The following is a 23,900-nucleotide window of genomic DNA, read 5'->3' as shown; positions in this document are numbered from 1 at the left end:
TGCGGGCGCAGCCTGCCGCGCCCAGACAATTAAACAGGGTTAACTGGCGTGCTCCAGCCACAGCAGGGCGTCACCCGGCCCGACAGGCCGCCCCTGCTGACAACTGATGCGTTTGATGATCCCGGCGCGCGGCGCGGTGACCGCCAGCTCCATTTTCATTGCCTCGACCACGATCAACGGCTGGCCGGCTTCGACCTGCTGCCCCGGCTCCACCAGAATTTTCCACACGCTGCCGTTCAGGTCGGCGCTGACCAGATAGCCATCAACCTCTTCTTCATCATCCTGTGGCGGCAGCAACTGGGCCTCTGCTTCGCCCTCTTCTTCCTGCCAGCGCGTCACCTCATGGCTGAACGCCTGCTGCTGGCGCTGCTGGAAAGCGCTGATGTCTTCGGCGTTGTCCGCCAGGAAACGACTGTATTGGGCAAAATCAAACTCGCTGTCCTCAATGCGTACCTGCGCGCGCCCTTCGCGGAATGCCTCGCGCTGCTCATCCAGCTCCTGTTCGCTGACCGGGTAGAAACGCACCTGATCAAAGAAGTGCAGCAGCCAGGGCTCACCGGCGCTGAACTGCGGGTTCTTGAGGAATTTGTTCCAGATAGGCAATGTGCGTCCGACCAACTGGTAGCCCCCCGGTGAGTCCATGCCATAGATGCACATGTACATGCCACCGATGCCGACCGTGCCTTCGGCGGTATGGGTGCGGGCCGGGTTATATTTGGAACTGAGTAACCGGTGACGCGGGTCAATCGGCACCGCGCAGGGTGCGCCGAGGTAAACATCGCCCAGCCCGAGGATCAGGTAGCTGGCATCAAAGATGATGTCGCGCACCTGCTCACGCGTGCTGAGCCCGTTGATGCGCTGGATAAAATCGACGTTGTTCGGCAACCAGGGCGCGGACGAACGCACCGTCTGTTGATAACGTTCCACCGCCCCCAGGGTGGCGGAGTCTTCAAATGCCATCGGCAGGTAAACCGTGCGCGTCGGCACCTTCAGTTGACTGACATCGCCCAGCGCCTGTTCACGCGCCAGCAGGCGCGCCAATAAATCGGCCTGACCCAGAACGCGGCTGTCATAGCGGATCTGCAGCGATCGCACGCCGGGCGCCAGTTCCTCGACGCCGGGGATCGCGTCCTGCCTGAGCGACTGCATCAGCAGATGAATGCGTAACCGCAACGCCAGATCGAGCACGTTGTCGCCATACTCCAGCAAGATGTAGCCGTCACCGGCCTGGCGATAGACTACCGCCGGGCGGCTGTCGGTCGCCGGCAGTGCCGCCAGGATAGCGGCAGACACCGTGGCACCCGGCGTCAGATCCGGTGCCGGCAAGGTGATGGCCTTCACCGCCGCCAGCGCTTCGATGCTGCCAAGCTGCGCCTGTTCCAGCGATTGCGCCTGTTTGAAGCCGATCGGATGGAAGCGAATGCGATCGCCCGGTTTCACCTGACCGACCTTCCACAGCTCGGCCCTGGCGATAGTCACCGGGCAGACAAAGCCACCCAGGCTCGGCCCGTCGCGGGTGAGGATCACCGGGAAATCGCCGGTGAAGTTAATCGCACCGATGGCGTATTCACAGTCGTGTACGTTGGACGGATGCAGCCCGGCCTCTCCGCCGTCCTGCCGTGCCCACTCAGGCTTTGGCCCGGACAGGCGCACCCCCAAGCGGTTGGAGTTGTAATGCACCTGCCATTCGGCGGCGAAGAAACTGTCGATCGACTCCGGGGTAAAGAAGTCCGGTGCGCCGTGCGGCCCATACAGCACGCCGATGTTCCACAGGTTGCCGTACTCTGGGATCAGGCTTTCATCCATCGCCTGCGGCGCGGCAACCGGTGCCGGAGTGGTGGTCGCGGCCAACGCCGGTTGCGACACCGCCAGCATATCTGCTACCCGCAGAGTGCGCCCGGCGTGACCGCCAAACTGCCCCAGGGCAAAGGTCGAACGGCTACCCAGATACACCGGCACGTCAAAACCGTTTCGCACCGCCAGATAGCTACGGCACCCGTGCCGGGCGCGGCCCATCGTCAGTGTCTGCCCGGCCCGAACCGCTATCGGCTGCCAGTAAGCCAGCGCTTCACCATCCAAATCTGCCGGGCAGTCCGCACCGGTCAGCGCAATAGTGGCGTCGCAATGAAAACGCAGGGTCGGCCCCTGCAGGGTAAACTCCAGCCCGGCGGCGCTGGGGTGGTTGCCGACAATGCGGTTGGCCAGTCGGAAAGCGAAATCGTCCATCGGCCCGGACGGTGGCACGCCGATATCCCAATAGCCGACACGGCCCGGGTAATCCTGCACGCTGCTGTAAGTGCCCGGTTGCAGCACTTCGATGCTACTGGGTTGGAAGCGGAAGCTGTCCAGCATGCGGGTCCAGACGCTGCCGGTCTGGAACGCCGTGGTGGCAATCACCTGCCGCAGGTAATCCAGATTGGTGGCAATGCCATGCAACCGGGTGGCATCCAGCACCACTCGCATTTTCTCCAACGCCTGCCGGCGATCCTCGCCGTGGACTATCAGCTTGGCGATCATCGGGTCGTAAAATGCCGATACTTCACTGCCGGTGGCAACCCAACCGTCAACCCGCACCCCATCCGGGAAATGCACTTCGGTCAATACGCCCGGACTGGGCTGGAAGTTTTTCAGCGGATCCTCGGCATAAATACGCACCTCAATCGACGCGCCCTGCGGTGGACGTTGCAGCGCTGCCCAGTCCAGCGCGTCCCCCGCTGCCACCTGCAACATGCATTCGATCAAGTCCAGCCCGGTGACCATCTCGGTCACCGGATGCTCCACCTGCAGGCGAGTATTGACCTCGAGGAAATAAAATTCATCGCGCGCGCCGTCGTAGATAAACTCCACGGTACCGGCGCTGCGATAATTAACCGATGCCCCCAATGCCACCGCCGCCTGATGCAGCGCCTGACGGGTCGCCGTCGGCAGGTTCGGTGCCGGGGTCTCTTCCACCACTTTTTGGTTGCGGCGCTGCAATGAACAATCGCGTTCGCCGAGTGCCACCACCCAACCCTGACCATCACCAAAGATCTGCACTTCGACATGACGCGCCTGATCGACAAAGCGCTCGATAAAAGCCCCGGAGTCGCGGAAGAACTGCTCACCCAGCCGTTTCACGCTGTCGTAGGCATCGCGCAGTGCGGCTTCGTCATCGCAGCGCGTCAGGCCGATACCGCCACCCCCGGCGGTGCTTTTCAACATCACCGGGTAACCAATCTGTCTGGCGGCGTTGACCGCCTGCTCAACGCTGTCCAGCAGGCCGGTACCCGGCGTCATCGGCACCTGCGCCAGTGCCGCCAGCTCACGCGCCCGATGTTTCAGGCCGAACTCGCGAATTTGCGCCGCTGTCGGGCCGATAAAAGCGATGCCCGCCGCTTCGCAGGCGTCGGCAAACTCAGCGCTCTCGGAAAGGAAGCCGTAACCGGGGTAGACAGCCTGTGCGCCGGTTTCTGCCGCCGCCGCCAGGATCTTGTCGATACACAGGTAACTGTCGCCGGCCTTTTCACCGCCCAGCGCCACCGCCAAATCGGCTTCGGTGACGTGCGGTGCATTGCGGTCGGCGTCGGAGTAAACCGCTACGCTGGTCACTCCCAGGCGTTTCAGGGTGCGGATGGCGCGACAGGCGATTTCGCCACGGTTGGCAATCAGTACGGTAGAAAACATGATCAAGCCCCCTTCAGGCTGGCAACATAATTGCGCCAGCCACCAAATTCAGTGATATCCGTGGCCCCCTGTAGCGCCCAGGGTTCGCAGATAAAGCCTTTCACCCGGCGACCGTCCGCCAGTAACAGCGTGCCGATACCCAGCGGTGCCGGGATCTCCGCCACCAGTTCGCCAAAACGTGCCAGCGGGATCTCCCACAGTTCCACGCCGATTGCAGCCCCCTGCTCGGTTTTGACCAGCCCCGGCTTTGGCGGCTGAGTATTGGCCAGCGCATACAGCCGGTAGCACGGCGCGGTGGTGGTTTGCTCCAGTAAAATCGCGGCACGCTGCGTAAGCTGGAAATTCAGCGGCATTCCGCTGAGGTGAGCGCCCACTACCGCCACCTGCACGTGCTGAGTAGACGGCGTCAGAGCATTCAACGGCGGCAGAGGGCGGCCAGTGGCGCCCAGCGGCAGATCCTGCGCCTGTTGCCAGCGCAAACCGAAGGCCGCCAGCGCCCGATCGTGCCAGGCAGGAGCAACCAGCGTGATACCGGCAGGCAGGCCGTCGTCACGCATCGGCGCAGGCAGTGCCAGTGCGCTCAGATCGGCCAGGTTGGTGAAATTGGTGTAGGTGCCAAACTGCGAGTTGAACAACACCGGCTCCTGCTCCATTTCCGCCAGAGTGCGAATGGTCGGTGAGGTTGGCACCACCAGTGCATCGAAGGGAGCCAGCCGTTGTTCAATCTGCCGCGCCAGCTCGGCACGCAGATATTCCGCTTTGTAGGCGTCGCAGGCGCTGTACTTCAGGCCGTTATTGACGATGCCACGCACCACCGGATTAATCGCCTGCGGGTTGGTACTCAGCATTTTTTCAACCGCCACGGTGCGTTCCGCCACCCAGGGGCCGTAATAGAGCTGCTCCGCCAGTACGCGGAACGGGGTGGAATCGAGGGTTTCCAGCGTTACGCCGCAGCCTTGCAGCTGCTCCAGCGCCCGTTGAAAGGCCTGCTCGGCCTGTGTATCGCCGAAAAACTCGAGCTGCGCCGGTACCGCAAAGCGGGGGGCCGCGGGAAGACTCGCCGGGGCGGTATGGGGATTGATACGGGAATAGGCATCTGCCGGGTCATAGCCACCTGCCAGTTCAGCCACCAGCGCGGCATCCGCCACCGTCAGGGCGAATACCGACACCGTGTCATTGAGCCGACAGGCGGGAACCACGCCACGGTTCGACAGCCAGCCCTTGGTCGGTTTCAGGCCGACAATATTGTTGAATCCGGCCGGGACACGCCCTGAACCTGCAGTATCGGTGCCCAGCGAGAACGGCGTCAGGCCACGCGCTACCACCGAGGCCGAGCCGGAGCTGGAGCCGCCGCTGACATAGCGACGGTCGAAACTGTTCACTACCGCGCCGTGCGGCGAACGGGTGCCTACCAGGCCGGTAGCGAACTGATCAAGATTGGTTTTACCGATCACCAGCGCTCCGGCGGCGCGCAGATTGGCAACCACGGTTGCGTCTGCCGCTGCCAGATAAGCAAATTCCGGGCAGGCGGCGGTCGTCGGCCAGCCACCCACATCGATATTGTCTTTAACCGCAAAAGGCACGCCAAACAGCGGCAGGCGGCTGATATCCCCGGCGACGTCTTCAAGCCGTTGGGCCAGTTGTTGGTACTGCGTCTCCAGTTGTGCAGCACTGGCAAGATACAGCCAGGCATTGTCATCCGCTGGTAAATTGGCCAACAAGGCAACCAGCGTGGAACGCACGCAGGCCATGCGCTCGCCGGCCGGGCGGGTATGATAATGGTGCTGCCATTCGTTGAGGGTGAAACCGCGTAGGCTAACGGACTGAGTCATCGGTAAAATTCCATCTGGTACACAAGATGGGATTCATACAGCAACCGGCGTGCCAATTTTTAATCGGCTGATTTCAATAAATTATAAGAAAAACTTATCTTAAAACAGCAAAAGCCTGCACCAGTCACGAGCAAATAGTGAACAAAAAAGGTGCACTACATCGCTATTATGCCGATACGGAAACATGGGTCTCGTTAATTAACCACAATATTTGTACGTATCTGACAGACCTGGTTTCAACTAATCAGAAATAATTAGCCAGTGGATATGATAAATTATTTATTTACAAAACAATGTACTCCGTCCAAAAACAAGCGAAACCAACAAAAGCACAATAAATTAAATTAGGTGACATAAACATTAATTAAATTTTGAAATATATGAAAAACAAAGAATTAAAAACCAACAAACAGGCGATATATGTTTATAACATAATGGAATTAAAATCCCATACCCAATCAAAACCCCATCAATATAGAAAACTTTACACAACGATTGCTTATCATTCACAGAGGGGTTGGACTAACCTTGGACAGGAATTATTGCTAGTGGCGACGGCCTGAATTTCAGCGCCGAACTTTATCGCGACTTAATACCCTGACCCAAGGAGCTTCCATGACATTGATTAATCATCTGCTGGTTAAAAACCGCAGTTGGGCAACTCAGCAACAATCGCGCGATCCCAATTTTTTCCCGCAGTTGGCACAGGCGCAGAAACCGCACATTCTGTGGATTGGCTGTTCCGACAGTCGGGTCCCGGCCGAAACCATCGTCCGCGCGCAGCCCGGTGAGCTGTTCGTTCACCGTAATATCGCCAACGTGGTCGAAGAGCAGGATGATAATTTGATGAGCGTGGTGCAATACGCCGTCGAAAATCTGGAGGTCGGGGCGATAGTGATTTGCGGGCATTATGGCTGCGGTGGCATCAAAGCTGCCCTGAGTAACCCTAATACCTCCAGTAAGGACTCACTCACCCGCCGCCTCAATTCGCTACGTGCCAAACTGGAGCCGCACTTGCCGGCTGAGACAAATCCCCATGACGACGACCTGAATAAAGTAGCCCACGCCAACGTACAGCTCCAGCTCAATAACCTCAGCAAAACCCAGTTGATTCAACGCGCCTGGCGACACAATGCCGGTTTGACACTGGTCGGCTGCATTTACGATATGCATAACGGATTTTTGAATGTGCTGGAGCAGCGCAACGCTGCCGGGAGGGTCACATGAATCGTGCCGATCTGCGTTTTGACCTGCCCGCCGGGCTGGTAGTCTTTCTGGTCGCCCTGCCGTTGAGTCTGGGCATTGCACAAGCCAGCGGTGTCCCGCCGTTCGTTGGCCTGCTCACCGGGGTGATTGGTGGCATTGTCGTCACGCTACTCAGCCCCTCGCCCTTTTCGGTCAGCGGCCCGGCAGCCGGACTGGTGACCATTGTCACCGGTGCCATGTTGACGCTGGGCGACTTTTCCACCTTCTTATTCGCCCTGCTATTGGCCGGTATATTGCAACTGGCCTTCGGCCTGTTGCGTGGCGGCAAGCTGGCGGCATTGGTCCCTGGAGCCGTGATCCACGGCATGTTGGCCGCCATTGGTATTTTACTGATCCTGCAACAACTGCCATTGGCCATCGGCTATCCGTCTGGGCAGGGTCTGAGCGAAAAGCCTGCCGACACACAGCTGCGCGGGGGAAGTACGTCAGCGGCGGTCATGCTTACGCTGGGTGCGCTGCTACTGATTGTTTTTTGGGGGAAGTCGTCGCTCAAACAACGCCTGCGGCTAACGGCCTTACCCGGCCCGCTGGTCGCCGTGTTGTGGGGCTGTCTGTTTGTCTGGTTGGGTCAGAAGATTTGGCCGGTGGTCGGCACTTTGCCCCGGATAGAGTTACCGGCACTGACCAGCGTTGATGCGTTGCAGGCGCAATTTTCACTGCCCAACTGGCAGGCATGGCGTAATCCGGCGGTTTATCTGGTGGCTGTGACCCTGGCGATTGTTGCCAGCCTGGAAACCCTGCTGAGCCAGGAAGCATTGAAGAAGATGGCACCGATGATGCCAGAGCCTTCGGCCGATAAAGAACTGCGGGCGCAAGGCGTGGGCAACTGCATTAGCGGGCTGCTGGGGGGGTTGCCGATTACCGCGGTCATTGTGCGTAGCTCCGCCAATGTGCAGGCCGGTGCTCGCAGCCGGGTATCCATTCTGCTGCACGGCGTGCTGTTGTTACTCAGCGCCTTGCTGTTCGCCGAGCTGCTCAACACGATTCCGCTGGCCAGCCTGGCTGCAGTGTTGATCTATACCGGTTTTAAACTGGCACACCCGCGTATTTTTATCGACCTGTGGCGTCAGGGCCTGCAACAGTTCGTCCCTTTTGCCGCCACCCTTGGCGGTATTCTGGCGTTTGGCATGCTGGCAGGCATTGCTATCGGCCTGGCGGCGCAACTGCTGTGGAGCCTGTATCAAAGTAACCGTCACGCCCTGCGGCTGACCCGCTACGACGACCATTATCTGCTGCAGTGCCAGCAAAACCTGACCTTCCTCAATAAGGTGCGGCTAAAACATTTATTGGGGCAAATTGAACATAACAGTACGGTGATTATCGACTGCGAAGGGATTCATTATCTGGACGATGATATCCGCGCGATGCTCAATGAATATCGCCAAACGGCAGCGGAAAAACAGATCAGCATCAGTCTGCACCCGCCCACCAATATACTGGCTCGTGATGCTCTCTAAGTTATTGAGTACCCGCTGATGTGCCCGCGAGCGGCATAAAGTAAAAAGGCGTAATCTTTCGATTACGCCTTAATCAACATCACGGTGATTTTATTTCACGCCGCGAATACGCTGCGCCAAACCTTTAAGGAAATAACGCAGCATCTGGTCACCACAAGGACGGAAGTTTTTGGTGCCTTCTTTGCGGAACAGCGCGCTCAATTCGGGCTTGGAAATACGGAAATCAACCGCGGTGAAAATCTCGTGCATGTCGGTGTCTTTCAACTCGAACGCTACGCGCAGCTTTTTCAACACCAGATTGTTGGTGATTGGCAGTTCTACTTCCGGTGCCGGGAACTTGTCATCCTTGCCGCGTTTGAAGAACACCAGGCCGTTCAGGAAGTGCGCCATCACTTCGTCCGGGCAGTTTTCGAAACCTGGCTCACCTTCCTTGATGACGTAAGTGCTCATTGCCGAGACCGCAACGTCGAAATTATCCAGCTTGATAATCTCAACCATTTTCGTGTCGTTGATACCCAGCATGTAGCGCACGCTGCGCAGCACGTCATTGTTGATCATAGAATTGCCTTTAGCTTGTAAACCGGAAGGCGCGCACATTGTAATACCCTATACTGCTGCGCCTTGAATATGTGCGGCAGTATAGGGATCAGAGCGGGGTTTCTCAATCGATTTGGCTTTTTTGCTGATACAGCGGGATATCTTCGCCAATGATGTATTTGTTGCGCAGGATGGATGACACCTTATCCATAATCATCACTACCACCACCAGGATCAGGGTGATAAACATCACCACGTCCCAGTTCCATAAACGCATATTCTCCGCATACACCAGGCCGATCCCCCCGGCTCCGACGAAGCCCAGCACCGCCGCAGATCGGGTGTTGGACTCAATCTGGTACAGGCTGAGCGCCAAAAACGTCGGGAACGACTGAGTAAAGATGCCGTAACGGTGCTTTTGCAGACCGTTGGCACCCACCGCCGTCAGACCGCGGCTGGGGGATTTATCTACCGCTTCGTGCCCTTCGGCATAGAGTTTGCCAAGCAACCCGACGTCCTGCATCACAATAGCCAATACCCCGGCCAACGGCCCCATGCCGACGGCGCGGACGAAAATCAGCCCCCAAATAGCCATGTCGATACCGCGCAGGATATCCAGCAGACGGCGCACCAATACCGAAATCGGCCGCAGCATTGGCGTCGACATCACGTTGCGGGCGGCAAAGAACGACAGCGGCAAGGCAATAAATGAGGCGGTAATAGTGCCGGCAAACACGATGCCGATGGTGATAAATATCTGCTGGAAGTAGTACATAAACGGCCAGTTGACGAAATCATGCCAGACGAACATGCGCATAAAATAACGGCCAAGTTGCTGACAACCGTTAATAAACTGCGGCCAGGAGATACCAAAAAATTGGAAGAAAAATAGATAATACAAAACGATAGCCGCAGCGATGATACCGACAGTACGCAGATAGCGGCGTTGCTGCGAGAAAATCTCCGGGTGCTGCTGTTTGAGCGTTTGCAGCTTTTCCGCCGAGATGGTTGGAGCTGACATCATTTTTTCCCCTCCACGACCCGTTTGCGTAACTCACCAGAGGTGTAATCCAGCAGCGAAACCACCAGAATAATCAGCAACAGCGTCATGCTGACCTGATCGTAGCGATCGAGCTTGATGTTGGTCATCAATTCCTGGCCTATACCGCCCGCCCCCACCAACCCAAGAATGGTCGACTGGCGGAAGTTAACTTCCAGTCGCATAAAGCTGTACGACAGAAACACCGGTTTCACCTGTGGCCACATACCGAAACGCATGCGCTGTAATGGCGTTGCACCGCAGGCTGCCAGCCCACGCACCGGTTTGTTGGAGGCAGTTTCAATCGACTCATAAAACAGTTTGGTCAGGCTGCCGATGGTGTGCAGCGCCAGAGCTAAAAAGCCCGGAATAGCGCCGATACCGAACGCCATCACAAACATCACCGCCCACGCCAGTTCCGGCATGGTACGTAAAAAGGCCACCAGCGTGCGGATCGCCATGCGCAATGTTGCCGGGCTATGGGTATTGTTGGCCGCCAGAAATGCCAGAACGCCCGCCACCAGCACTGACAGAATAGTTGCCGCCAGTGCCAGTTGCAGCGTTTCCCAAATCAACGGCAGTTGAATGTTCAGCCGGTAACCCCAGTAGGCAAACGACCCTTCGGTGTGGCTATCGGCGAACAACAATTTCCAGTGCAGGGTCGGGATGGTTTCTGCCAGATAATCAAAGAAGTGAGGGATCGACAGCCACACGGTGTGCAAATTGAACTCGGCGATATTGCCGGCGCCCAGATAAAGCACCACCAGACCGAGCGACCAGATCAGCGTCTCACGCTTTTGCTTGCTGCGGACTTGCTGGTAATAGTGCGCAAAATCTTTATTCAAAATAGGTTTCCATCTTATGGAACAAGGGGCTCAGCATGCTGAGCCCCTTTGAGTCAATCACGACGTAAAGGCGAGGATTAACGGTCGCCTTTGGTCAGCTCACGCTTCATATCGATGATGTTCTGGTATTCCGCCAGAGTGGTTTCACCGATGTGCTGTTTACCGCCCATCGCCTTGATAAAGCACTGGTGATCGTCCTTATCCAGTTTCTTGATGGCGGTAATGACTTTGGCTTTGAACTCTGCCGGCAGCGCGTTGCTCACCAGGATTGGGCCGTTCGGGATCAGCGGTGACTGCCAGATAATGCGGATCTGTTTCATCAGGTCCGGGTGATCCATACGGATCATGCGGGTGAACGCGCCGCTGGTGTAGCCGGTGTTGTAGTCGCCGATCATTGACGCCCAGGTCACTGCGCCTTCGAACTGACCGTTCAGCACGCCGAGAACGTCCTGCTCATGGCCGCCGGAGAAGGTGACGCTAGAGAAAGCGTTGTTGTATTTGTTGTCTACGGTGCCGCCGAACAGCTTCTTGAACTCCTGGTTCGGGATCAGGAAGCCGGAAGTGGAATCCGGATCGGCGAAGCCCACGGCCTTGCCTTTCAGATCTTCCAGCTTTTTATACGGGCTACCGGCCTTAACAATCACCACCGAGTGGTAACCACGGGACTGGTCGACGTCATCAACCGCGATGCCGACGATATCCACCGCTTTCGGATCCTTGATGTATACCGAGGCGAATGACGATGGCGACATGCTCAACACCAGGTCAATTTTGCCGCCCAGCAAGCCCTGGATCACGCCAGAATAGTCGGAAGAGTTACGCAGCTTGGTGTCGACACTCAGTTCCTTGTCCAGGAACTGTTTCACGCACTGGTTATCCCCGATCTGCTGGGTGGCGTTTTGTCCGCCGAGAATGCCCAGGTTCAGTTCTTTAGGTGCGTCCGCTGCGGTAGCATTAAATACCATCATCGCGCCGGCCATCAGGGTGGTCAGACTCAATACTTTTTTCATTACGATGCCTTGTGTGTATAAGGTAAAAGTGAAAATAAGGGTTTCAATGGATTTGATTGGCTTCCTCGCCATACAGCTGATGCAGTATCCGTTCGTTCAGTTGCGACGGATGACCGTCAAACACGATTTTGCCCTGGGCAATACCAATCACCCGGGTGCAATATTCTTTCACCAGCTCGACCGAGTGCAGATTCACCATCACCGCAATGTCGTTTTCGCTGACTTTTTGCAGCGCATCCATTATGCGGCGGGTATTTTTCGGGTCGAGTGACGCCACCGGCTCATCGGCCAGCAGAATTTTGGGGTTTTGCATCAACGCACGGCAGATCGCCACGCGCTGCATCTGGCCGCCGGACAGATTCTCGGCACGCTGCAACGCATGCGGCAGCATATTGAGCCATTGCAACAGTTCGATGGCGCGGGCGCGATCGGCGTCATCAAACAGTTTGAAGAAGGATTTCAGGGTGGAAGTGTGGCTCAGACGCCCCAACAGCACGTTGGTCATCACGTCCAGCCGCGGTACCAGGCAGAAATCCTGGAAGATCATTCCGCAACGGGCGCGCCACTGGCGCATTTGACGGGCGTTCAGCTGTGCGATGTCCTGTGCCACACCGTCATCTTCAAAGTGCAGCATCTCACCGCAGCTCGAAGGAATGGTGCCATTCAGGGTGTGCAGCAGGGTGGATTTACCGGCGCCGGAACGGCCGATCACCGCCACAAACTCGCCAACGTGCAGGTCGAAGTTGATATCGTCCAATACCCGTTGCTGTGATTTATAAGCTTTGCCCAAACCTTTTACAGATAACACCTTGCGGGATGATAGCGGTTGTTGCCCTGGAAAGTCGGTGGTTGCTAGTTTTAACTGTGCCTGACCCATATGATTTCTCTGGTTTCAGTGGCTAATCATTATGGGCACCTATTAACGAATAACTTTGTGACAACGGGATGATGGTTTTATGGCCGGGAAATGACGAATGCCGCCATTTCCCGCAGGAATTAAAAGCGAATAAGACCTTTAATTAGCTGCTTGTTATTGATCACCTGATCTTCATAATGCTGCGCCAGGCTGTCGAAGTCGAAATGGTGGGACAGCATCATCCGGGCAGTGATCGCCCCTGCCGCCATCAAACGGCCAACCTTGGCGAAATCCTCTTCGGTTGCATTGCGACTGCCCATCAGGGTGGTTTCTTTTTTATGGAACTCGGGGTCCGAGAATTGCAAATCCCCCTTGAACAGGCCAACAAAAACGATGCTGCCGCCGTGACGGATCAGGTTGACGGCATTGTTCATCGCCTGTCGGCTGCCGGTGGCGTCGATCACTTTAGCTGCCAGCATACCGCCAAAGTGGCCACGCAGCCGGGCTTCAAACTGGTCATCCTGCGGGTCGAGCGTCGGCAGTTGTAGCACCTGCTCGACATGCCGCCGCCGTTCGGCGCTGGTATCAACCACCACCACCTGCGCCCCGTCAGCCTTGGCGATCGCCGCCACCCCCAGGCCGATAGGCCCGGCCCCCACCACCAATAACGGATCGTCCGGCGCTATGGCCGCACGGCGAACCGCATGAGCGCTGATGGCAAACGGCTCAATCAGGGCCGCGGCCTCTGGCGCTACATCGTCCACCGCCAACAGGTTGCTGACCGGCACGCTGAGATACTCGCAAAAGCCGCCGTCCTGATGAACGCCAATCACCGAAATATTCTCGCAGCAGTTGGTTTTGCCACTCTGGCAGGCACCGCAATGATGGCAGGCAAGATAGGGCATCACCGTCACGCGCTGCCCTACCTGCCAGCCGGCCGTCTGACTGCCCAGGCTGACAATCTCACCACATATTTCATGGCCCAGGACCCGCGGATAACTAAAGAAAGGTTGCTGACCGGACCAGGCGTGAATATCCGTGCCACAAATGCCCACGGCAATCATTTTGATCACCGCTTCGGCCTGCGCTGGAATAGGTGCCGGGCGCTGCTGATAAATTAATTTCGTTGGTTGCTCGAGAACTAATACTTTCATTGTTTTCATAACCTCCCCTTTATTTATGGGATCGGTTATTAAATAAAAGCGTCGGCAAGCATGAAGTCGGAAGCGAATTCTGTGAAGCAGTACAAAATAAACCGCTTTAAATTGGTTTTAAATAGATAAAAAACATCCGAGGCTCGCATGAGCAGAACCCAGAACCTGCGCCACAACGTGGTTAACCAGATGATTGACGGCATCAACAATAACCACCTGCGCTCGCCGCTGCCGTCCCAGGCCGCGTTGGCCGAAATGTACAATATCAGCCGCACCACGGTGCGCCATACGCTGACGCATTTGTTCCAACGCGGCGTGCTGGAAAAGGTCGGCGACGACTATGTGATTTTACGCCAGCCACAGCCGGAAGACGGCTTCGACTGCCAAAGCCCTTCCCTGGACGAGCAGGGAAAAAGGTTCGAAAAAGCGTTCTACCAGATGATTAATCAGAAACAGCTGCGCGCCGGGGACAGCTTTAGCGAGCTGCAATTGGCGCGCGCGGTCAATGTGAGCCCGGTGGTAGTGCGGGAATTTCTGCTGCACTTCAGCCGTTACAATCTGATCGACAGCGTCAAGCGCGGGCAATGGCGCATGAAACAGTTTGACCAGCGTTATGCCGAACAGCTGTTCGAACTGCGTCAGATGCTGGAAACCCACGCCCTTTCCCACTTTATCAATCTGCCGGCGCATGACCCACGCTGGCTGCAGGCCAAGGAACTGTTGAGCCGCCACCGCCAACTGCGGGAAGGTATCAGCGACAACTATCGCCTGTTTTCCCAGTTGGATCGCGACTTCCACAGTCTGATCCTCTCCGCCGCCAACAACCCTTTTTTCAATCAGTCGCTGGAGATCATTTCGGTGATTTTCCACTTCCATTATCAGTGGGATGAGACCGATCTTAAACAACGCAATATCATTGCCATTGAAGAGCACATGACCATTCTCAGCGCGCTTATTTGCCGTAACGATCAGGAAGCCATCAACGCGCTGCATCGCCATTTGGATACCGCCAAACAGTCGATGATCCGCTCACTCAATCAGTCCATAGCCTGAGCTGCAGGGTGTTTTTTATCGATAAAAAACACCCTGGCGTCATTTAAAACCGATAAAAAGCAGCAAAATACTGGCTGTCGCACGGAACCGTAACAAAACACATCGCCTAAAATATTTCGCCCTCTAGGCTTACTGCCGACCACCTGCTAATACCTTCATCAAGAAACCACCCAGGGGAATACCCGGAATAATAAATATTATTAATGCGAAATTCTGGAGGATGAAATGGAAACAAGTCATACGATTAATACCGGGAAGGAACAGGGTGAACCCTATTCCGATCACATAATTCCGATGCCACCCGAGGGAATGCTGGTTCGTTCGGCCAGAATAAAAAAAATTCAAACCACGGCCATGTTGCTGTTATTTTTGGCCGCCATAATCAACTTTCTTGACCGCAGCTCGCTCTCGGTGGCGAACTCCACCATCCGGCAAGAAATGGGGCTGAGCGGGACCGAAATCGGCTTGCTGCTGTCGGCATTCTCCCTGGCCTATGGCATCGCCCAATTACCCTGCGGCCTGCTGCTGGATCGTAAAGGTCCACGCATCATGCTGGGGATCGGCATGTTTGTCTGGTCGGTGTTCCAGACGTTATCCGGCATGATCCACAGCTTTGCCCAGTTTATTTGGGTGCGTATCGGATTGGGGATCGGCGAAGCCCCCATGAACCCGTGCGGTGTGAAGGTGATCAACGACTGGTTCAATATCAAGGATCGTGGTATGCCGATGGGGATTTTTAATGCCGCATCGACCATTGGGCTGGCGATCAGCCCACCGATCCTCACCGCCATGATGCTGGCCTTCGGTTGGCGCGGCATGTTTATCACCATCGGCGTATTGGGTATCGCACTGTCCATCGGCTGGTACATGCTGTATCGCAACCGACAGGACGTCAACCTGAGCGCTCAGGAACAGGCCTATTTGAATGCCGGTAGCGTCAGCGCCAGGCCAGAACCGATAAATATGCGTGAATGGCGTGCCCTGTTCAGGAACCGTACCATGTGGGGCATGATGATTGGCTTTAGCGGCATTAACTACACCGCCTGGCTGTATCTGGCTTGGCTGCCGGGTTATCTGCAGACCACTTACCATCTGGATCTGAAAAGCACCGGGCTGCTGAGTGCCATTCCGTTCCTGTTTGGCGCCGCCGGTATGCTGTCGAACGGTTTCGTTACCGACTTTTTGGTACGTCGCGGCATGGCACCGCTGAAAAGCCGCAAAATTTGCATCGTCGCCGGTATGTTGCTGTCCGCTTCCTTTACCGCCGTGGTCGCTCAGGCCACCACCACCTACAGCGCGGTGCTGTTGATCGGTATGGCGCTGTTTTGCATTCACTTTGCCGGTACCTCCTGCTGGGGCCTGATCCACGTGGCGGTGAATTCACGCATGACCGCTTCGGTCGGCAGCATTCAAAACTTCGCCAGCTTTATCTTTGCCTCGTTCGCGCCAGTGGTCACCGGTTGGATCCTCGATACCACCCACTCTTTCAACCTGGCGCTCACCCTTTGCTCCTGCTTTACCGTCATCGGTGCGCTGTCGTATATCTTCGTGGTTAAACACCCGATCGTTGACAGCGCAGCCTGACGCCCACTCAACAAGGGCTGGCTTTCAATTCAGGGTAAAGAAATCCAGCCCCAGTGCGGCCTTGACCTGCCCCAGCGTTTGCCGACTGACCAGGTCGGCACGTTGGGTACCCTGGCGCAGAATGCGCAACAGCTCGCCCTTGTCAGCCAGGTATTGCGCCCGACGCGTGCGGATCGGCTCCAGCAGGCTTTGCAGGCAATCTTCCAACAGCCGCTTGATTTTCATGTCACCCAACCCGCCACGGCGATAGTGCGCTTTCAGCTCCGCCACCAGCGCGGCATCGTCACAGAAGGCATCCAGATAGGTGAACACCATGTTGCCCTCCACCCGGCCGGGATCGTTGATATTCAAGTGGCCCGGATCGGTAAACATACTCATCACCGCCTTATGTACCTGATCGGCATCGGCACCCAGGGTGATGGTGTTACCGCGCGATTTCGACATTTTGCCCTGCCCATCCAGCCCCGGCAGACGGCTGACCTTACTCAGCAAGGGCTGGCACTCCGTCAACACTTGCCGCCCGACAATATGGTTAAAACGCCGGACAATTTCGTTGGTTTGCTCCAGCATCGGCAATTGGTCGTCGCCGACCGGCACGTGAGTGGCACCAAAGGCAGTGATATCCGCCGCCTGGCTAACCGGGTAGACCAGAAAGCCGGCTGGCAGGCTGCGAGAAAAGTCTTTTTCAATGATTTCACTTTTCACCGTCGGATTGCGTTCCAGCCGCGCCACGCTGACCAGATTGAGATAATACATCGTCAGTTCGGCCAACGCCGGTAGCGCAGATTGCAGGCAAAGGGTGGTTTTCTGCGGATCTATACCGACCGCCAGATAGTCGGCGACCAGATTAAGCACGTTGGTGCTGATTTTTTGCGGATTGTTGCCGTTATCGGTCAGTCCCTGCAGGTCCGCCACCAACACCGTTTGCTGATGCTGCTGTTGCAGCTCAACGCGCTGGCGCAGTGACCCGACGTAGTGGCCTAAATGCAGGGATCCGGTGGGACGATCGCCGGTCAGAATGGTATAGCTCATTGCCTTGCTCCTGAAAGTAAATACACCGCCGGATCAACGCAATAAAAATGCCGCCAGAACCGGCGGCATTGAAAAGAGGTGTGAATACCCGTGCCGCCTTCAGAAGAGGCGCCACCAGGACTGATTGAGTGTGGATTGCATCGGTATATTCATGCTTTTAAGGTATCCCCCCGGTATGCGGGTTGTCAATCACCGCAGGTTGCCCATTCAGCGCCGGTTCAGCGGCGATACGACAAAAAGCCTCTGTCCGCGGTGAAGCCATACGCCACGCCAACGCCAACGCCAACGTAAAAGGTACCGGCAGACCCGCGCGGTTAAGAAAGCGTTACATTGCGCCATTTGCGTTCCTGGCCCATCGCGTTAGGGTGAAGACATTCAACCTGAAAAAGGAACGCAACATGAAGATCGGATTTGCCGGACTTGGCGGTATGGGCAGCGCGATGGCTGCCAATCTGTTACAAGCAGGCTATACGCTGAAAGTATGGAATCGCTCCCCTCAGGCAGCACAACCGTTGGCCGCCGCCGGAGCCCAGCAGGTACAGCAGGCTGATGAACTGGCCGACGTGAATGTGCTGATCACCATGCTGGCCAATGACGCCGCGACCGAACAGGTGGTGGTGGAAAGCGGGTTGCTGCAGCGACTGCAACCGGGAACCATCCACATCAACATGGCGACGGTCTCGGTGGCGCTGGCCAGGCGACTGGCTGCGCTGCATGCGCAGCACAATATTGGCTATATCGCCGCACCGGTACTGGGGCGGGTAGACGTTGCCGCAGCCGGTAAGCTGAACATTCTGGCGGCAGGCGATGCACAACTGATCGCCAAAGTGCAGCCGCTGTTTGAGGTACTCGGCCAGCAGACCTGGCATTTTGGCGAACAGCCCGAACAGGCCAATATCGTCAAAATCGCCGCCAACTTCACGCTGGCCAGTGCGATTGAGGCGATGGCCGAAGGCAGTGCGCTGGTGCGCAACTACGGCGTTTCCGGCGCGGATTATCTGCAAATGCTCAGCAACACCCTGTTCGCTTCCCCGGCCTACAAGGGTTATGGCGCACTGATTGCCGAACAGAAGTTCGAACCGGCCGGCTTCAAATTAAGCCTGGGTATGAAAGACGTGAGCCTGGCATTGGAGGCCGGTGCCAACAGCCACACCCCCATGCCGTTCGCCAGTGTGTTGAAGGACAACTTCCTTGATGCGGTGGCGCAGGGCGATGCAGATTTGGACTGGTCAGCGCTGGCCAAAGTGGCCGCACGCAGGGCGGGATTGAAATAACGCTCACGGGCCGGGTACATAGACCGGCCCGCTTTTTATCTGGCGATCAGAAGTGAATTTCTGCCGTCGGCAGCGCGTTGATCAACACGCCGAAGCTCTCAATATTCGACAGCGTGGCGTTGTGATGGGCACGGATCTGTAAGCCAGTGGCGTGCGCTTTGTCATGACTGGTATGAGCATCGGCGGCCAGCGTCACCGGGTAGCCTAATCCGGCGGCACGACGGGTGGTGGTATCGACGCAAAACTCGCTGGAATAGCCGCAGACCACCAGGTGTGAAACCCCATTAGCCACCAACAACGGCCCCAGTCCGGTCCGCAGGAAGGAGTCCGGCGTGGTTTTCTCCACCCGATGATCGCCGTCGTTCACCTGCAAACGCGGGTCAATCTGCCAGGCATCGCTGCCGTGTGGCAACTCATCGTCCGGGGTCTGGTGCTGGATAAAAATCACCGGTACTCCGGCCCGACGGGCAGCGCTGCTCAAACTGTTAATACGATCAATCGTCGCTTCAGCATCGGCCGGCGGTGGCGTAAACAACCCTTGCTGCACATCAATAATTAACAGAGCGGACGTCATGATAACTCCCGTGAATTTAATCGGCGATCAGCATAGCGGTTGGCGCGGACGGAAGATATGGTCAACCCCTTGTTCACGCAGCTTATTCACCAGATCGTGACCGCCGTTCGGCGTCGCATGCGCCAGCAGGCGCTCGGCTTCAAATACCGGGCTGGCCCAGAAGATATTCACCGGGTCGCCATACTGTTTCGGCAGGTTCAGGTGTTCATTATAGGGGTAAAATGAGGAGGACAGCACGTAGCCCTCATAACCCTGTGGTGCCACCTCAGATTCCAGAGTATGACCTTCGCCAAACCAGGTAATTTTAGCCCATGGCGTATGGGCGAACCCGGCCAGTGCGCTGGCCATCTGCACCGCGTTCTCCTCGGTCATGTACTGACCGTCGATGGCGATGCCCATTTCCATGCGGCGGTAACGGGAGGCGTCGTCGTTAAACAGGATCTCTACCCACGGCATTGGGCGGATACTGACGCCCATGGTAAGAAAATAGTAGATGCCGTCGCGCTCATGCTGGGTGATGGCCATCGGTGGCCATTTGCCCTGATCGATCGCGTAGTATTTCACCGAAGGGCCAAAATGCTGATCGTAAATCGCCTGATAGTCGTTCTGCATTTTTGGCCATGGATTCCCCTCTTCCCGCTGCCAGCTACGCCAGAACTGGCGGGTGTTTTCCGCCAGCGCATACTGGGTATTGGTGGAAGCGGAACCCAGCGGATAAGCCAATGGGCTTTCCTTGATGCAACTGGCGGAATAGCACACCGAGTGGTCGATATACAGACTCCAGCCGGGGATCACCGCCAGCAGTTGGCCGTAATACCACAGCGCCGCACCGTCGTCGCTCTCCGTCCAGACCACCATCAGCCCTTCCGGGTTCAGTGGCGCTTCCCCCTCCAGATTGCGGCAAAACTCGGCGGCCAGCATCGGTGGCTGTCCCAGTGCCAGCGCCGCGCTGTCTTCCTGCAGCGGCGCGGCCGCCAGGTTACGCAGCCAGCAGGCACGCACCTGGAAACGTTCGCTATTTTCTTCTGAAGGATAAATATAAAAATAGGCAGCCCGACTATCTTGCTGAACCACCGCCACCAGCGTCTGGTTCTCATTACTGACTTCAGCAAGTACGTGTGACTCGTTCATATAACCTCAAATAGGGTCAAGGCGCAGAATAACGCTGCACGCTAAAAAATAGGAATTGGCTTTGGCCCAGTGTAAAGCGCATTAGCGGCTGGATCACCCGTAAAAGTCTCAAAAGTGTCCCTAAACATTGGGTTATTGGTAAGAATTATAGTGCGCGTGGGTTCAGACTGGTCGGCCAATTCGTCGTAGCGCCCGTTGATACGAGCCGTTACGCATTGAGCCACGCAACACTTTACCTACGCCACTGACGCCGACCCGCACCAGTTTTTGCCGCAATACGCCGGGAGAAAAACCAAACTGCTGCTGCGCCCAGTCCGGTAGCAGATCGATGCCCGCCTGCATCACCAATTTGCCAAAAGGTCGTGCCAGCGCGCTCGGCGCCGGGGCCTCCAGCAGAATACGAGCCACTTCCTGCGTGCGTTCATCGCACACCAACTGCGACTGCATTCGCTGCAGGTAATCCTCGACCGCTGCGCAAGACATGGGGATATCACGTGCCCCCAATGCAGCGGCGACTCGCGCCGTCTCGCGGTAATAGCCGTCCTGCTGTTCGCGGGAAAGATGCGGGTTGCGGTAGCGCAAATGGCTGGCTAAAAAGCAGCTGCTTTCCACCACGTGCACCCAGGTGAGCAGGTCGGGATCGCTGGCGGCGTAAGGCCTGCCGTCGCTGCTGATGCCGTTGACCCGCAGGTGAATGGCTTTGACTTTGGCGATCAGCCGTTCGGCCTCGGCGGTGGGGCCAAAGGTGGTGACGGAGACAAACTGGCTGGTGCGGCGCAGGCGGCCAAGCATATCGTCGCGGAAGTTGGAATGATCCCAGACGCCGGCTAGCGCCAACGGGTGCAGCATCTGCAACAGTAAGGCGCTGACGCCCCCGCACAGCATGGTGGTGAAATCACTGTGTACCTGCCAAATGACCGACTGCGGCCCATACAGGCCCGGGTCACCCGGCGGGTTTTCAAAGTCGACATCGCCAAGCGCCAGCCCGGTCAGGCCAATCACCTGTTTTTCTATCGCCGCACGAATCACTTCCATCCTGACTGACCCCCATTATCGCCTGGCGGCCAGTGTAACATGCGGCGGAAGGCTGCTTTTAACTCTGAGGGTCGCGATCGTTCAGCAACACAATCTTGCCGGCAAAGCTGCGATCCTCCAGCCGGCGATGAGCGGCCGCGCCTTCACTGAGCGGGAAGGTTTCGATATGGGGCACGGCAAATTCGCCGTTCTGCCAACTGCTGAACAAACGCTCAGCCCTTTCTCGCCGGGCCTCGGCGCTATTAAGGTAGGTCCAGAGGTCACCACCGACTACGCCTTTGGAATCCATCATCAGACCGTAGGCGGAAATGGCCGGTGCCTCGCCGCCCGCCATGCCGAAGGTGACCACCCGGCCGCCGGGACGCAGCGCGTCAATGCTCTGTTGCAGCGTGATACCCACCGAGTCAAAACCGTACTCAACACCACCATCGGTCAACGCGGCAATTTGCGCGACCCAGTCCTGCTGATAAGTGAAGGCTGCCGCTGCGCCGTTGTTCAGGGCAATCTGCTGCTTGTGCGCCGAAGACACCACGGCGTAAACCTGTGCGCCACGTGCCACCAGCATGCGCGTCAAAATTTGCCCGACACCGCCGGCCGCTGCATGCACTAAAGCGCGATCGCCAACTTTCACCTGTACGCTGTCATTAATCAGGTACTGCGCCGTTAGCCCCTGCAACAGAATCGAGGCGGCTTCGACGTCACTCAGCGCCTGTGGTAGCCGCAGTGCATGCTCCACCGGCACGTTGATTCGCGTGGCGTGACAGAAAGGAACATCGGCGAAACCAATTCGCTCCCCCAACTGCCAACCATCGACCCCTTCACCGACGGCGATAATCGTCCCCACACCTTCGTAACCGCCGATATGAGGCGGGTTGCCGTGCAGCACGTAGTTGCCCTTACGGCGGTAGATATCAGCAAAATTCAGCCCGGCGGCCCCCATGCGCACCTGCACTGCGCCTGCCGGTACCGCTGGCGTCGGCAGCTCAAGGTATTCGAGCACGTCCGGCCCGCCAAAATGTTCAAACGCTAATGCGTGCATGTTGTTGCTCCGGGAAGTTTCCGCCAATAACACACTGACGGTCGATAGATTGATTATCGCAAAGCGCTATAATCAGGAGAAGTGGCCCGCAGAGCATTCAGAAAACACCAGGGGTTTATAATGGATCGATTAACCAGCATGGCGGTGTTTGTGCGAGTGGTGGAAAAAGGCAGCTTTGTCGCCGCCGCCGAGGAGATGGCCATCTCCCCGACCATGGTCGGCAAACACATCCGCTACCTGGAGCAACGACTCAATGCGCCGTTGCTAAACCGTACCACCCGCAGACAGGGGCTGACCGAGACCGGCCGGGTGTTTTACGAACGCTGTCGGCGCCTGCTGGCCGACGCCGATGCCGCCGAAGCCAGCGCACGGGCATTATTGAGCTCCCCCAGCGGCCTGCTGCGCATTAGTGCCCCCGTCACTTTCGGCAACCGCATTCTGACGCCGATCCTTACCGAATTCCTGCAGCACCATCCAGAGGTGGAAGCGGAAGTGGTGCTGTCGGATCGCAAGGTGGATTTAATTGAAGAAGGCTACGAAGCCGCATTTCGTATTGGGCCAGTGGCAGACGACGGCCTGGTGGCCCGCGCCCTGCCTGATTACCGCATGACGCTGGCCGCCTCACCGGACTATCTGGCACAGCAGGGGGTGCCAACGCAGCCAGAGCAACTCAGCGCGCACAGCTGTTTTGGCTTTAGCCAGTGGGACGGCAACCACTTCTGGCGGCTACAGGGGCCGGCAGGAGAAATAAGCGTGCCGGTCAGACCGCGGCTACGGATGGACTCCGGTGAAGGGGTGCGCCGGGCGGCGCTGGCCGGTTTCGGCATTGCACTGCATGCCGGCATGCTGCTGGATGAGGATATTGCCACCGGCAAATTGGTGCAGGTGCTGCCGGACTATTCGCCGTTGTCGCGGCCAATGCATCTGGTCTATCTGCCCGAACGGCGGCAGTCACCCAAGCTGGAAGCTTTTATCGCGCTGACGGTCGCCAGACTCTGGGGACGGGTTTAAAATAAGTTAATCCAGCATAGGAGTTTCTATGATCACTATCCGAGCACGCGCAGCACAAGACAATGTGCAACTGGCGGAGATTTGGCAGCGTTCGGTCCGCGCCACTCACCATTTTCTCACTGAAGAAAACATCACCCAACTCTATCCGTTGGTGCTTAACGACTATTTACCGGCGGTCGACGTCTGGGTTGCGGAAAACCGCTCCGGTCACCCTTGCGGTTTTATCGGCCTAAGCGGCAACAAAGTAGAAATGCTGTTTATCGATGCCGAACAACGGGGCAAAGGCGTCGGCAAGGCGCTGTTGGCGCACGCTGAAACGCTGTATGACGAATTGCAGTTGGATGTTAATGAACAGAACCCGCAGGCCAGCGATTTTTACCGCCACTACGGTTTTGAGATTACCGGCCGCTCGGCACTCGACGGTCAGGGCAATCCCTTCCCATTGCTGCACATGAAGCTCGACAAGCGTTAAAAAAACAGGCGGCCAGGTCCTCCTGGCTGCAGTTTT

20 protein-coding genes are annotated in these 23,900 nt (G+C 57.1%); 7 read left to right on the top strand and 13 right to left on the bottom strand.

From position 1 onward, the window contains the following. Window positions 1-39 precede the first annotated feature (39 nt). Both uca and atzF read right to left on the bottom strand, forming a co-directional pair. Window positions 40-3,663, bottom strand: a complete 3,624-nt coding sequence (uca, locus tag E5C26_RS07220) for an urea carboxylase (protein ID WP_135315680.1) — start codon at window positions 3,661-3,663, stop codon at window positions 40-42. 2 nt (window positions 3,664-3,665) lie between these two features. After that, window positions 3,666-5,495 (bottom strand): allophanate hydrolase, encoded by a 1,830-nt coding sequence (gene atzF, locus E5C26_RS07215; protein ID WP_135315679.1) that lies wholly within the window; start codon window positions 5,493-5,495, stop codon window positions 3,666-3,668. Between the two features lie 615 nt (window positions 5,496-6,110). On the opposite strand from atzF, the gene E5C26_RS07210 reads away from it, so the two are divergent. Both E5C26_RS07210 and E5C26_RS07205 read left to right on the top strand, forming a co-directional pair. Beyond that, window positions 6,111-6,722 carry a carbonic anhydrase gene (locus tag E5C26_RS07210; protein WP_135315678.1) on the top strand — a complete coding sequence of 204 codons (612 nt, stop codon included), beginning with the start codon at window positions 6,111-6,113 and terminating at the stop codon, window positions 6,720-6,722. After that, entirely contained in the window at window positions 6,719-8,218 is a 1,500-nt protein-coding gene (locus E5C26_RS07205) for a SulP family inorganic anion transporter (RefSeq protein ID WP_135315677.1), read from the top strand. Before E5C26_RS07210 ends, E5C26_RS07205 begins: the two co-directional genes overlap by 4 nt. 90 nt (window positions 8,219-8,308) lie before the next feature. Here E5C26_RS07205 and E5C26_RS07200 read toward each other — a convergent pair whose 3' ends face one another. The 6 genes from E5C26_RS07200 to E5C26_RS07175 all read right to left on the bottom strand — a co-directional run bounded on the left by E5C26_RS07200 (window position 8,309) and on the right by E5C26_RS07175 (window position 13,668). Next, complete coding sequence (locus E5C26_RS07200) at window positions 8,309-8,776, bottom strand: DUF1456 family protein (RefSeq protein WP_135315676.1); 468 nt, start codon at window positions 8,774-8,776, stop codon at window positions 8,309-8,311. Window positions 8,777-8,879: 103 nt separating this feature from the next. After that, entirely contained in the window at window positions 8,880-9,779 is a 900-nt protein-coding gene (phnE, locus tag E5C26_RS07195) for a phosphonate ABC transporter, permease protein PhnE (protein ID WP_135315675.1), read from the bottom strand. Beyond that, the gene (phnE, locus tag E5C26_RS07190) at window positions 9,776-10,639 is read right to left on the bottom strand and encodes a phosphonate ABC transporter, permease protein PhnE (RefSeq protein WP_135315674.1); all 864 of its coding nucleotides are present in this window, start codon (window positions 10,637-10,639) and stop codon (window positions 9,776-9,778) included. Before phnE (E5C26_RS07190) ends, phnE (E5C26_RS07195) begins: the two co-directional genes overlap by 4 nt. A gap of 77 nt (window positions 10,640-10,716) precedes the next feature. Beyond that, complete coding sequence (gene phnD / locus E5C26_RS07185; RefSeq protein ID WP_135315673.1) at window positions 10,717-11,649, bottom strand: phosphonate ABC transporter substrate-binding protein; 933 nt, start codon at window positions 11,647-11,649, stop codon at window positions 10,717-10,719. A 43-nt stretch (window positions 11,650-11,692) separates the two neighbouring features. Further along, window positions 11,693-12,526, bottom strand: a complete 834-nt coding sequence (gene phnC, locus E5C26_RS07180) for a phosphonate ABC transporter ATP-binding protein (protein WP_135315672.1) — start codon at window positions 12,524-12,526, stop codon at window positions 11,693-11,695. A gap of 119 nt (window positions 12,527-12,645) precedes the next feature. Continuing rightward, window positions 12,646-13,668 (bottom strand): zinc-binding alcohol dehydrogenase family protein, encoded by a 1,023-nt coding sequence (locus tag E5C26_RS07175; protein ID WP_167796626.1) that lies wholly within the window; start codon window positions 13,666-13,668, stop codon window positions 12,646-12,648. Window positions 13,669-13,806: 138 nt separating this feature from the next. Between E5C26_RS07175 and E5C26_RS07170 the strand changes: the two genes are divergently transcribed. Together E5C26_RS07170 and E5C26_RS07165 are read left to right on the top strand one after the other, a co-directional pair. Then, window positions 13,807-14,712, top strand: coding sequence for a GntR family transcriptional regulator (locus E5C26_RS07170; protein WP_135315671.1), 906 nt, complete (start codon window positions 13,807-13,809; stop codon window positions 14,710-14,712). Window positions 14,713-14,937: 225 nt separating this feature from the next. Continuing rightward, complete coding sequence (locus E5C26_RS07165; protein ID WP_135315670.1) at window positions 14,938-16,296, top strand: MFS transporter; 1,359 nt, start codon at window positions 14,938-14,940, stop codon at window positions 16,294-16,296. A 24-nt stretch (window positions 16,297-16,320) separates the two neighbouring features. Here the strand turns inward: E5C26_RS07165 and trpS are convergent, their stop codons facing one another. Next, a complete protein-coding gene (gene trpS, locus E5C26_RS07160) occupies window positions 16,321-17,328 on the bottom strand; it encodes a tryptophan--tRNA ligase (protein ID WP_135315669.1) in 1,008 nt (335 codons plus the stop codon). Window positions 17,329-17,510: 182 nt separating this feature from the next. On the opposite strand from trpS, the gene E5C26_RS07155 reads away from it, so the two are divergent. Then, the gene (locus E5C26_RS07155; protein WP_260516240.1) at window positions 17,511-18,602 is read left to right on the top strand and encodes an NAD(P)-dependent oxidoreductase; all 1,092 of its coding nucleotides are present in this window, start codon (window positions 17,511-17,513) and stop codon (window positions 18,600-18,602) included. A 46-nt stretch (window positions 18,603-18,648) separates the two neighbouring features. Here E5C26_RS07155 and E5C26_RS07150 read toward each other — a convergent pair whose 3' ends face one another. From E5C26_RS07150 to E5C26_RS07135, 4 genes are all read right to left on the bottom strand, one after another. Beyond that, complete coding sequence (locus E5C26_RS07150; RefSeq protein WP_135315668.1) at window positions 18,649-19,176, bottom strand: cysteine hydrolase family protein; 528 nt, start codon at window positions 19,174-19,176, stop codon at window positions 18,649-18,651. 27 nt (window positions 19,177-19,203) lie between these two features. After that, the gene (locus E5C26_RS07145) at window positions 19,204-20,307 is read right to left on the bottom strand and encodes a suppressor of fused domain protein (RefSeq protein ID WP_135315667.1); all 1,104 of its coding nucleotides are present in this window, start codon (window positions 20,305-20,307) and stop codon (window positions 19,204-19,206) included. Window positions 20,308-20,469: 162 nt separating this feature from the next. Then, window positions 20,470-21,342, bottom strand: a complete 873-nt coding sequence (locus E5C26_RS07140; RefSeq protein WP_135315666.1) for an oxygenase MpaB family protein — start codon at window positions 21,340-21,342, stop codon at window positions 20,470-20,472. 58 nt (window positions 21,343-21,400) lie between these two features. After that, a complete protein-coding gene (locus E5C26_RS07135) occupies window positions 21,401-22,381 on the bottom strand; it encodes a quinone oxidoreductase family protein (RefSeq protein ID WP_135315665.1) in 981 nt (326 codons plus the stop codon). A gap of 120 nt (window positions 22,382-22,501) precedes the next feature. Here E5C26_RS07135 and E5C26_RS07130 point away from each other — a divergent pair, with 120 nt between their 5' ends. Then, the gene (locus E5C26_RS07130) at window positions 22,502-23,392 is read left to right on the top strand and encodes a LysR family transcriptional regulator (protein ID WP_135315664.1); all 891 of its coding nucleotides are present in this window, start codon (window positions 22,502-22,504) and stop codon (window positions 23,390-23,392) included. A gap of 28 nt (window positions 23,393-23,420) precedes the next feature. Further along, the gene (locus E5C26_RS07125; protein ID WP_135315663.1) at window positions 23,421-23,864 is read left to right on the top strand and encodes an acetyltransferase; all 444 of its coding nucleotides are present in this window, start codon (window positions 23,421-23,423) and stop codon (window positions 23,862-23,864) included. Window positions 23,865-23,900 lie beyond the last annotated feature (36 nt).

The organism is Serratia proteamaculans (genome assembly GCF_004684015.1).
GTDB classification, from domain to species: domain Bacteria; phylum Pseudomonadota; class Gammaproteobacteria; order Enterobacterales; family Enterobacteriaceae; genus Serratia; species Serratia proteamaculans_F.
This window is presented reverse-complemented; position numbering and strand designations above follow the sequence as displayed.